The following is an 11,730-nucleotide window of genomic DNA, read 5'->3' on the forward strand; positions in this document are numbered from 1 at the left end:
TCTTTTGAAGAAAGGAAGTACATTACATTGACCAAAAAGGTTTTAATCGTAGAGGATGAACATCGTATACGTGAATTAATATCGGATTATTTCAGCAATCAACAGTGGATCGTGTTGCAAGCAGAAAATGGAATAGAAGGATGGTATGTATTTGAAGAAGGAATGCCTGATTTAGTCATTCTTGATCTTATGATGCCGGAAATGAACGGTTGGGAATTATGTCGGAAAATTCGGCAGTGCTCCAATGTACCGATTATTATTCTAACCGCAGTATCTGGCGATGAAAGGCAAATTGAAGGTTACGAATTGGGAGCTGATGATTATGTCACCAAGCCATTTAGCCCTAAAGTGTTAGTCTCCAAAGCAGAAGTGCTGATGCGAAGAGTCGATGGACAACTTGTTTCCGCGCATACTCAAATCGGTTTTGACGTGGTGCTAAATACGTTAACCCATAGACTGGAACGCAAAGATGGAATCGTTGATTTAACACCTAAAGAATACGGAATTTTACAGCTATTACTGCGGAATAAAGGGATTGTGCTTCCCCGGGATACCATATTGAGATCAATTTGGGGAATGGAATACGAGGGAGACGAACGTGTCGTAGATACACATATCAAAAAGCTACGTAGTAAAATGGGCTCTGCTTCTGATTGTATACGTACCGTATTTGGAGTGGGCTATACATTTGAGGAATTAACATGAAAAGAACAGGGATTACCACCAAGCTATTTTTAGCTACAGCGTCGATCTTCGTTCTGTTTTACGTGATTGTGCTTGTTAGTCAAATTGTGGTGTTCCCAGAGTTTTATGAACATCAGAAAATGATTCAGTTAGAAAAGGATGCGGCTGAGCTCACTTCTATATATCAAAAAGATCCAACAGCACTTCGTCAGACAGGGTCTTCATCTCTGCTTCAATCGCATAAAAGAGAAATGAACTTTGCACTGACCGATTTTGATGGAAATATGACAGTCAATGATCCTTATCGTATGCGCTTGATTAAAAAAGACGGCACAGAACTGGATGTGTCCTTGTATTATATCGTCAGTGCATACGGGACAGAATTTAAAAAACTGAATCTTACGGTTGGAAAAGATCTCAAAATGTATGGCGACTTTGGAGAAAGTTCGAATAGTCGAACATTTTATCCTTACTATATTCAAAATAGTGATGGCAAAGATGTAGGTGTAAATGAGCAGAAAAGCTCAGAAGATATGGTACAGGGCAAGATTATTTCTATCAGCTTGCCCAGTGTAGTTAAAATAGAACAGCAATTAGGGCTTTTGTATGTCACTGTTGATGAATTTTTCCCACTGGAACAGACGTATATAGATCGATTGAAAAGAATGGAACAGGTAGAGGTCAAGTGGAAAAGTCCATTTAGTGGCAGCCGAAGTGGTATTTTAATTCAGCCATTGCGTGAAAAAAATGGCAACATCGAATTACTTTTTCTCGTGACTTCACTTCAGGAGATCAAAGAAACCAATAGTGCACTTCGATTATTTTATGCTTATTTGGGAGCGGGAGGTTTTATTCTAATTCTGCTACTTTCTGTACTGTATTCCCGTATGGTGACACGTCCTCTGCTTATGCTCAACAAACAGGCACACAAAATGAAAGATCTTGATTTTACAGGTGAGAAACCTTTACCACGTAAAGACGAATTAGGGAGTTTATCTGGAACTTTATTTGAATTATCAGGCAAATTAAATATTACGTTAGATGAACTCAACAAAGCCAATATTCAATTGAAAAAAGAAATTGTACAGAACAAACAGATGGAGCAATTACAGAAAGACTTTTTTGCTAATGCTTCACATGAATTGAAAACGCCGATCAGTATTGTACGCGGTTTTGCAGAAGGAATGCGAGATGGAATTAGTGCGGGTCGTCAGGATCATTATGTAGAAGTGATTCTAGAGGAAAGTGCCAAAATGGAACAGCTTGTTCAAGATATGCTTGACCTTTTGCGCTTAGAATCATCAGCAGTTAAGTTGTATAAGTTGCCCGTATTACTCAGTGAAATCACGCAAGACATGTTGGAGAAGCTAACTTATCAAATGGACGAAAAAGAACTTTCTGCACATCTCGTGTATCAACATGAAACAGAAATCAATGTCGATCCAGGCAAGATAGAGCAAGTGTTGTTGAACTTGATGACAAATGCGATCCGCCATGCCGAAAAAGGTAGCACAATAGAAATTAACATTTCGGGAACAGAACATACTTGTCTGTATTCTATTTATAACAAAGGGGATCAAATTCCAGATGATTATCTGGAGCGAATCTGGGAACGCTTTTTTCGTGTAGAAGCTTCCCGAGATCGAAAAAGTGGCGGTACAGGTCTGGGACTAGCGATCGTTAAACGAATTTTGGAATTACACGAGTGTAAGTATAATGTGAAAAACGCAAAAGACGGCGTTATTTTTGAGTTAACTTTTAAAAAAGGGCTCACGAAGTAGACCGTTTGCAGGAGGATATAGAACAATGGAAGCTCAGTTTGAAAAAGAATTGCCAGCAGGACCAATTAATAAGTCGATGCTTCGCTATTTGTACCAATTGTTAAGTACGACAGGTATGCCCAAAAAAGTACTGAGTATTGCTGCGTTACTCAGTATTGCATCTTCTATAATCGGTCTTATTTGGCCAGTGATGATAGGAAGATTTATTGACCAATTTAGTACAGGAGGAATTAGTGGAATATTAATTGCTCTGTTGGTTGTTGTATTCCTTATGGAAGCATTAACCACAGGCATATCCTATTATATGTTAGCTTATGCAGGCAATCGAACAGTAACGATGTTGCGTAAGCGATTATGGAGCAAAACGTTATCTTTGCCAGTCCACTTTTTTGACAATCACCGCTCAGCAGATGTAATGAGTCGAATCAGCCGAGATACAGATGAGATTCGTACTTTGATTACAGAACATCTGATTTCTTTTTTCTCGAATGTACTGACAGTTATTGGCGCACTGGTTATTCTGTTCTGGCTAGATTGGCGGTTGACGCTAGTTGTTCTGCTAGCCGCTCCACTTGGTGCAGCAGTTATTATGCCCATCGGGGGCAAAATGTACAAAATTTCGATGAATATGTACGAGCAGTTGGGCCAGTTTGCTTCTGTATTGACTCAGGTGATTGGAGAAATTCGATTAGTGAAGTATTCCAATGCCGAAAAGCGTGAAGAAAAAAATGGATTCGATAAAGTAGACAATTTATTTGAAGTGAGTATGAAAGAAGCAAAAGTATACGCTGTTCTTTCTCCGCTTATGTCGATGATTATGATTGTGCTACTAACGACTGTTGTTGCTTATGGTGGTATGCGTGTATCTTCGGGCGCTTTAAGTACAGGAGTGCTTGTATCTTTTGTGTTGCTTCTATTTCAAATTATGCTTCCGATTAATACATTCGCTACTTTTTATTCCAACTTGCAGAAAGTATCAGGAGCAGTAGAACGCTTAAAACCGATTCTAGAATCGGATGCTGAAGATAAACACAATGGAAAAGGTGCTATTATGCCTAATCATACACAAGATATCGTTTTTCACGATGTAGAGTTCGCTTACTCGTCTGAAGAACCTATTTTGAAAGGGATTAATGTATGTATGCATGCTGGACAAGTGACTGCATTAGTGGGCCCTAGTGGTAGTGGGAAAACGACTATATTTTCATTGATCGAACAATTTTATATGCCTGCCAAAGGGTTGATCACGTATGGTGACCGATCGATTGCTGATTTTGATATTGCTTCTTTTCGGAGTAAAATCGGTTATGTTTCTCAAGAAAGCCCATTAGTGGATGGAACGATTCGAGATAATATGATATATGGACGCATCGATACAGTAACAGAAGCGGAAATGATAGAAGCGAGCAAACAGGCATACGCCCACGACTTTATTAGCTCATTGTCTAAAGGGTATGATACTGAAGTTGGTGAAAGAGGAATCCGATTGTCAGGCGGTCAGAAGCAACGGATTGCGATTGCTCGTGCTTTACTGCGTAAGCCAGATATTTTACTACTAGATGAAGCAACAGCTAGTCTGGATAGTGATTCAGAACATGAAGTTCAACAAGCTTTAGAACATTTGATGAGCAGTTGTACAACGATCGTTATCGCTCATAGGTTGTCGACGATTACGAATGCAGATCAGATTGTCGTTGTAGAGTTTGGAAAGATTACAGGTACAGGAAAACATCAAGAATTACTAGCCACTCATTCTTCATACGCAGAATGGACAAATAAACAGTTTCGTTCAACTCGAAATGATGAGCCTCAACGTGTAATCGATTAATAAAAAAAGCGATCACTTTTGTAGTGATCGCTTTTGAGTGTAGATAATGTATAAGATGATTGTGGTGCAAATCTAGGTTGTTGATTAGACTGCACTGAATTGTAAATGAAAAGTGGTCGATTCCCCTATAGTACTGGTAGCGTATAACTTTCCTTCGTGCTGATCGATAATCGAACGAGCAATCGCAAGCCCTAATCCGTAACCGCCTTGCTTACGAGCACGCGACGTATCTGTGCGGTAAAAGCGGTCAAAAATACGAGTGAGATGTTCTGGCGCAATCCCTTCGCCTGTATTGGTAACATTCAATAAGACTTCCTGTTGTTGATGTGTAAGTGAGATCGTGATCGTGCCTTGAGGATTAGCGTATTTGATCGCATTATCCAGTACAATCATGATCACCTGATGAATTTGCTCCTGACTACCTTTGACACTAAGATTAGGCTCAATCTCATAATCTAGCGTTAATTCTTTTTCAAAAATAACAGCTTCCATCGTGAGTATAATCCGCTCGACCGTTTCACTCAGATCAAAAGGTGTATAGACCATCTGTGTACGAGAATCGTCCATTTCAGTAAGGTAAAGAAGATCGTTGGTTAAGCGAGCCATTCGCTCTGTTTCTAACTTGATATACTCTAGCCATCGTGCCTGACTTTCGATCGTTTCTTGGCGATTAGACAACAGCACATCGGCATTGGTATTAATGATCGCAAGCGGTGTTTTGAGTTCATGAGAAGCATCTGCAATAAATTGTTTTTGTTTATTAAATGCTTCTTTGACCGGATAAATGGAACGATTGGCAAAAAATCGGCTGGTAAAATACAAAGCGACTAACATAATTAATCCTACTGCGGCAAATGTATAAATCAAATTTTTCAAAATATCTTGTTGCGCTGTAACATCTAGAAAAATCAACTTATATCCTGTACCTACAGGTTGCTTGATAAACGCCCAATCACTATTATCGAGCTTAAATTGTCCATTGTCTTTGTTGATCGATTTCGCTTCTGTCAAAGCAGATTGGTACAATGTAGTATCCATATCAAAAGGAGAATGGGTTGCTGTCATTTTCCAGTTGCTATCGATCTCTATGGAAAAAGATAATGAACGCTCTGTAAATGTATCGTCTACAGGTTGACCGTTCCCATTCATGCCGCCAGGATTGTTCATTCCACCTCCACCCGGAGAATTCTGTCCATTATCGAAGTTCCGCGGAGCAATATTAGCAATACGGGATAGCTCATTACGGATATCATTTTGAGCATTGCGGTACGTAATCGTGTAGATCGAAGCAAATGCAATCAACATTAACACCGAAATTGTCACCAGATTAACAATCAGAAATCGATTACGAAGCTTGTTAAACATTAAGAAGTCACCTCTTCTAATACATAGCCGACTCCGCGAATCGTATTGATCTTGACTTGGGAATGTAGAAAGTTTAATTTTTTACGTAAAAAAGAAATATAGACTTCTACATTGTTGTACTCTACATCAGAGTCGAATCCCCATAACTTTTCAATAATTTGTTCTTTGGAAGTGACTCCTTGCTTGCGGGTAATAAGCAATTCTAGTAATTCATTTTCTTTCAAATTCAGCTTCATTTCTTTACCATTTACCGACAGCTTGAGATTGGCGGTATTTAATTGAATATCTCCGAATTTGAGCCCATCTTCTGGTAAGACTTCTCCTTTACGACGAAGAGCAGCTCGAATCCGGGCTAACAATTCTTCCGATGAAAAAGGCTTGGCGATATAATCGTCTGCGCCATAATCCAGTCCAATCACTTTATCGGTAATTTCACCTTTGGCAGTCAGCAAAATAACAGGTGTTGCGATCCCTTGCTGGCGTAATGTTTTGAGCACACTGATTCCATCCATTTCTGGCATCATAATATCCAGTAGTAGCAGATCATAGATACCAGTCTGAGCATAATCCAGTCCTGTGCGCCCATCGTGTACGGCATCGACAGAATAATGATTTTTTTTCAAAATTTGCGTTAACGCTTCTGCTAAATGCAGTTCATCTTCTACTATTAATATTCGCATAATTGCTATCACCCTTTATATATTGTTCTATGATACATTCATTATACTGGTCAAAGCTTTAGCCAATCTTAAACCTTATTATTGTATCGACCAGAGCGACATCAACTTTGAATACATAACAGAAAGTGGGCTTATATGAGTAAACCAACAATGCGTACTATCACCATAACGATGCTGATAGAATATGAGATTAGAGCGATGCCATTCATGTACGAGACGATGCAATTATTTGCGATTAAGAAATACGTAGATATGTCTCCAGACGATTTTGATTTTGATCTACATGCGGAAGATTTGTTTCTATATAAAGGAATTCTAAGTTGTGACTCCAAGTCAGGCGAAGTAAGTACATATTATTTTCCGCAATCTAAAGTAGCCACATTAAGTAGTAGTGCAAATACACATACCTTATTTTATTTAGCATATAGCGATGATTATCGTATGCTGTACTGTTATAAACGTGATCTTCAAGCAGAAGTCGATCAACTTGTATTTACCAAAGATATCAGGGGCACATATGAACCTTCGATCAACCACATCTGGTCTGTTCATCATTTCTATTCATTAAATGAGCGGTATGCTCTGATCTCTTATCTGTTGCCAGATCAACAACGAGGTTTTAACTATGCGCTGATTGATGCAGTAGAGCAGATGAGCGTTCCTTTTGTACCGGGTGATATGATTCGCAATATAGAAACGATAATGGGATTCAACTGTAACGGTATAGAATATCTGCTAATCAAAACAGGTGAACATATGGTACATGAACGAAAAATAGATTGGGAATATAACCGTCCAGAAGTCGAACAATTAATCGTGATTGCAGTCGATACATTTATTGCCAAAGTACAAGCTAACGATACAGATTTAAGTGACCATATTATATTTTCTTCTCAAAGTCATGAAGCATTTGCCGATCTGCTTATCATGGATCAGCAAGTGATTGTTTTGGTCGAGCGATTTGATACCGCAGATTCTCTAGTAATGATATACACTGTGGATAACCAAAATAAAGAATATATAAGTTATCCACATGTGTATAACAGATTATATGAGTTCAACCATATCTTTTATGCTACTCGCATATCTGATACATCGACTCGATTGTATAAGTTACACACAGGTGAACAGATTGCTGAGATTATGCAACCTCAAGGAGTCGTTACTATCATAGAAGAAGGAATTGTTACTATCGATCGACGTCTGGGGAGTGAAGATCGGCAATTGTATATCTATAATGATCAGGGATCTACATTATGGATAAAAGATTGTATGTGGATTGATTACAAACAGCGTTTTATATTGAATATCCTTCAATCTTAATTCACGATAGGTCAAATTATCATTCTATACATTATTGATTATTGCCATGTGCGCGCTATGCGTCATGGCTTTTTTGTGTTTTGTAAAAAATGTTTTCGCAATGTAAAACATTTAAGATTCACTAAAGGTTAGGGCTGTAAGATTCAAATATAAGCAAGTGAGACACACAAACAGACAACAACATGTACATCCCATACACAGACAACATACATGGTAACCACCAATCAGGCAACACCCAATACATGCTTACACGAAAGGAAATGATCGATATGGCAATCGAAGTATTCAACCGCTACGAAAGTAAATATTTAATGGACACTCAATCGTATTTCAAATTGTATAACGAGTTGCTGGAGTATATGGAAGTGGATGAATATTGCAAGCAACATGATTTCTACTCAATTAGCAATCTGTACTTTGATACACCGCATGATTCGTTAATTCGGATGAGTCTTTCCAAACCCAAGTACAAAGAAAAGCTTCGCTTACGAGCTTACGGTGTACCTGGAGAAAATGCCAAAGTCTATTTGGAAATCAAAAAGAAAGTGATGGGCTTGGTCAACAAACGTCGTACAGCATTGAAGCTAGACGAAGCTTATGAATTTGTTCGTACGGGTCTTGCGCCAGAGTATCAAGATTATATGAACCAGCAGGTACTGAACGAACTGACTTACTTTTTACAAATCTACGACCTAGAGCCCAAATTGTATCTCTCTTATGATCGCAAAGCATTGTTCAGCAAGCATAATCGTGATCTACGGATCACATTCGATAGCAATATCCGCACCAGACGTTATGATCTCAAATTAGAGCAAGGTGATTACGGCGACCAATTGATGGAAAAAGGGCAATGGCTGATGGAAGTCAAAGCTGAAAAAACAATTCCGTTATGGTTATCGCAAAAGTTATCCGAGCATGGCATGTACCGTACGAGCTTTTCCAAATACGGCAACGAATACAAACAACTATTGAAATCCAAAGTAAATCAACCTGTAGAAACCATTCCAACTGAAAAGGAGAGCATTCTTTATGCTTGATTCATTACTTACTGTGGCTACGACCACGACAGACCTAACTTTAACTACTTCGTTACTCACGATACTTGTCGCTATTGTTTTAGGCGGACTGATTAGCTTCACATATATGAAAACCAACCCGAGCGGGTACTCACAAAACTTTACATTAACAATGGTACTGCTTCCGGTGATCGTCGCTATCATTATTCTATTGATCGGTAGCAATATCGCACGAGCATTCAGTCTTGCCGGTGCGTTCTCAATTATTCGTTTTAGAAGTGCTCCGGGCGACCCGAAAGATATTGCTTATGTATTGTTCACAATGGCAGCAGGACTTGCTTGTGGTACAGGATACTTTGGTTACGCCGTACTGTTCACAATTATCTTATGTGTGATGATGTTTGTACTCAACCGCTTCAAATTTGGCGTTAGCAAAAAATTGCAAAAAACACTTAAAGTCACCATTCCTGAAAATCTAGCTTATGACGAAGCATTTGCAGAAGTATTCAAACAATTTAACGTCCAGTATGATTTGAAAAAAATCAGAACGACCGAGCTTGGCAGTCTGTATGAACTGGTCTATCTGGTAACGATGAATCAAGTGACGAACCAGAAAGAATTTCTGGATGCGATCCGGTGCAGAAATGGTAACCTCGACCTTTCCTTAACGATGAGCCCGACAGCGGCAGAAGCATATTAATCTTTACACCTAAACCAACAATTGAAGGGAACGATATCAAATGAAAAAATGGATAACGAAAACGAACCTGAGCATAGTTCTTCTTAGTACACTTGCCTTATCAGCATGCAGTTCAACAACATCGACAGCAACCGAGGCATTAGCAGCGGCAACGAGCTCGACGGCGACAATCTCTACAACAGCGGCAACTGTTTCCTCTTCTACAGCGCTCAAAGTCTCTGATCTGGTTACATTTGATAGTGGCGATGATGCTATCGATTGGAAATCATCCGATTATACAGGAATCCAATTAACAGGTTCCAGTGCAACGATTACAGGTAATGGTGCAACGGTAGCAGACGGAGTTATCACGATTACCGCAGGCGGTACGTATGTGCTAAGTGGTCAATTGACAGATGGACAGATTGTAGTCGATTCACAGGATGAAGAAGATGTGATACTGGTACTTAATGGAGTAACGATCACAGATAGTGATAGCGCACCGATTTATATCAAAGAAGCGAAAAATGCGTTTATTACTTTAGCAGATGGCACAGAAAATGTAATCACCGATGGAGCAGAATATACTTTCGCAGATGATGCTACAGATGAGCCTAGCGCAGCGATTTTCAGCAAAGCCGATTTAACGATTAATGGTGAAGGTTCATTATCTGTAAATGCCAATTACAAAGATGGTATCACCAGCAAAGACGATCTCAAAATCATATCCGGTACACTAAATATCACCGCGGCTGATGATGGTATTGTCGGTAAAGATATGGTGGCGATCGAAGATGGAACATTTACAATCGTAGCAGGTGGAGATGGTATCAAGTCTACCAACGACACAGATGCAGATAAAGGATTTGTAGCGATTGCAGGTGGTACTTTTGATATCCAATCAACGAACGATGGTATTCAATCTGAAAAGCAATTAGTGATTGATGACGGTACATTCAATATCCTATCCGGTGGAGGTCATACCAAAGCTGAAGCCAAAGTTGAAGAACAACCCGGTCAAGGTGGATTTGGTGGCCCACAAGGTCAAGATACTCAAGCTACAGCAACATCGACAACAGAAGCAACTACCGATACAGCAACAGACACGACTGCATCCACAGATACCGATGCAACAGCTACCGAATCGACCAGTACCAAAGGGCTTAAAGCAACAGGCGATATGACGATCAATGGCGGTACATTCACTATTGATTCAGCCGATGATGCTGTTCACAGTAATGCAACTGTGCATGTTACAGGCGGTACACTTGAAATCGCAACAGGCGATGATGCTATGCATGCAGATGTTGATCTGAATATCTCCGGTGGCAAAATTAATGTCACTACAAGTTATGAAGGCTTGGAAGCGACCAATATCAATGTCTCTGGCGGAGATACAAATGTGATTGCTTCAGACGATGGTGTGAATGCTTCCGGTGATGCGAATACAACAACGACAGAAGCCACAACAGAATCGACTACAGCGACCACCACAGAAGCAAGCACAGCAACAACGACAGAAGCTAATACATCCACCGCAACAGATCCAGCAGGCAACAGTGCTCCTCCAGGAGGTTTTGGTGGTGGGCAAGGTAGCTCCCAAAATGCATTATTGAATATTACAGGCGGTACACTTACTGTAGATGCACAAGGTGATGGACTAGATTCTAATGGATCGATCACTATGTCAGGCGGAACTGTTATTGTAAATGGTCCAACGGCTAATGGAAATGGCCCGCTGGATTATGATGGAACATTTGAAATGACAGGTGGATATGTAGTAGCTGTCGGCAGTTCAGGTATGGCTCAAGCGCCTTCTGATGATTCTACCCAAGCCGCAATTAGTATGAGTTATTCTGCGACACAATCAGCAGGTACACTGGTTCATATTCAAGATAGTACCGGCAAAAATATTCTAACTTTTGCACCGACTAAAGATTATCAATCAGTTGTTGTCAGTTCTCCTGATCTAGTCAAAGGCAGTTCGTACTCTATCTACACAGGTGGAACGTCTACAGGTACAGCAACAGATGGACTGTATACAGATGGTGAATATACAGGTGGTACTAAAGTAGTCGATTTTGAATTAGCAAGTCAGATCACATGGGTCAATGAGTCAGGTGTGACGACTGCCAACACAGGATTTGGTGGTGGCGGAGGTGGAGGTCAAAGACCGACTAGAAATATGAATAATAACACCACAGGTACAACAACAGATAACACATCAGACACAGCGCAATAATCATTGTGTAATTATAAACAATCTAACATGAATAATAAGGATATCAGTGATAATAAGCTGATATCCTTATTTTGTGTTATATAAAATGACGTATAATTTGCATAAATATACAAATCTATTGAGTTATTTAGC

Annotated in this window: 9 protein-coding genes; 7 read left to right on the top strand and 2 right to left on the bottom strand. The window is 39.6% G+C overall.

The window, feature by feature from the left end; translation table 11 throughout:
* The first annotated feature begins 27 nt into the window (after nucleotides 1-27).
* From ACFSGI_RS19330 to ACFSGI_RS19340, 3 genes are read left to right on the top strand one after another with little or no spacing between them, the layout of a single operon-like run.
* Entirely contained in the window at nucleotides 28-705 is a 678-nt protein-coding gene (locus tag ACFSGI_RS19330) for a response regulator transcription factor (protein WP_204825848.1), read from the top strand.
* Complete coding sequence (locus tag ACFSGI_RS19335; protein WP_204825849.1) at nucleotides 702-2,465, top strand: sensor histidine kinase; 1,764 nt, start codon at nucleotides 702-704, stop codon at nucleotides 2,463-2,465. The genes ACFSGI_RS19330 and ACFSGI_RS19335 overlap by 4 nt, the downstream gene beginning before the upstream one ends.
* Nucleotides 2,466-2,490: 25 nt before the next feature.
* Nucleotides 2,491-4,293, top strand: coding sequence for an ABC transporter ATP-binding protein (locus ACFSGI_RS19340; RefSeq protein ID WP_204825850.1), 1,803 nt, complete (start codon nucleotides 2,491-2,493; stop codon nucleotides 4,291-4,293).
* Nucleotides 4,294-4,377: 84 nt separating this feature from the next.
* Here the strand turns inward: ACFSGI_RS19340 and ACFSGI_RS19345 are convergent, their stop codons facing one another.
* Nucleotides 4,378-5,658, bottom strand: a complete 1,281-nt coding sequence (locus tag ACFSGI_RS19345) for a sensor histidine kinase (protein WP_204825851.1) — start codon at nucleotides 5,656-5,658, stop codon at nucleotides 4,378-4,380.
* The gene (locus ACFSGI_RS19350) at nucleotides 5,658-6,338 is read right to left on the bottom strand and encodes a response regulator transcription factor (RefSeq protein ID WP_204825852.1); all 681 of its coding nucleotides are present in this window, start codon (nucleotides 6,336-6,338) and stop codon (nucleotides 5,658-5,660) included. Before ACFSGI_RS19350 ends, ACFSGI_RS19345 begins: the two co-directional genes overlap by 1 nt.
* A 135-nt stretch (nucleotides 6,339-6,473) precedes the next feature.
* Between ACFSGI_RS19350 and ACFSGI_RS19355 the strand changes: the two genes are divergently transcribed.
* The 4 genes from ACFSGI_RS19355 to ACFSGI_RS19370 all read left to right on the top strand — a co-directional run bounded on the left by ACFSGI_RS19355 (nucleotide 6,474) and on the right by ACFSGI_RS19370 (nucleotide 11,598).
* Complete coding sequence (locus ACFSGI_RS19355) at nucleotides 6,474-7,661, top strand: hypothetical protein (RefSeq protein WP_204825853.1); 1,188 nt, start codon at nucleotides 6,474-6,476, stop codon at nucleotides 7,659-7,661.
* A gap of 269 nt (nucleotides 7,662-7,930) precedes the next feature.
* Entirely contained in the window at nucleotides 7,931-8,698 is a 768-nt protein-coding gene (locus ACFSGI_RS19360; protein WP_204825854.1) for a polyphosphate polymerase domain-containing protein, read from the top strand.
* Nucleotides 8,691-9,377, top strand: coding sequence for a DUF4956 domain-containing protein (locus tag ACFSGI_RS19365; protein WP_204825855.1), 687 nt, complete (start codon nucleotides 8,691-8,693; stop codon nucleotides 9,375-9,377). Before ACFSGI_RS19360 ends, ACFSGI_RS19365 begins: the two co-directional genes overlap by 8 nt.
* Before the next feature lie 40 nt (nucleotides 9,378-9,417).
* Nucleotides 9,418-11,598 carry a carbohydrate-binding domain-containing protein gene (locus ACFSGI_RS19370; RefSeq protein WP_204825856.1) on the top strand — a complete coding sequence of 727 codons (2,181 nt, stop codon included), beginning with the start codon at nucleotides 9,418-9,420 and terminating at the stop codon, nucleotides 11,596-11,598.
* Nucleotides 11,599-11,730 lie beyond the last annotated feature (132 nt).

Source organism: Paenibacillus nicotianae (assembly GCF_042681745.1).
Lineage (GTDB): Bacteria > Bacillota > Bacilli > Paenibacillales > Paenibacillaceae > Saccharibacillus > Saccharibacillus nicotianae.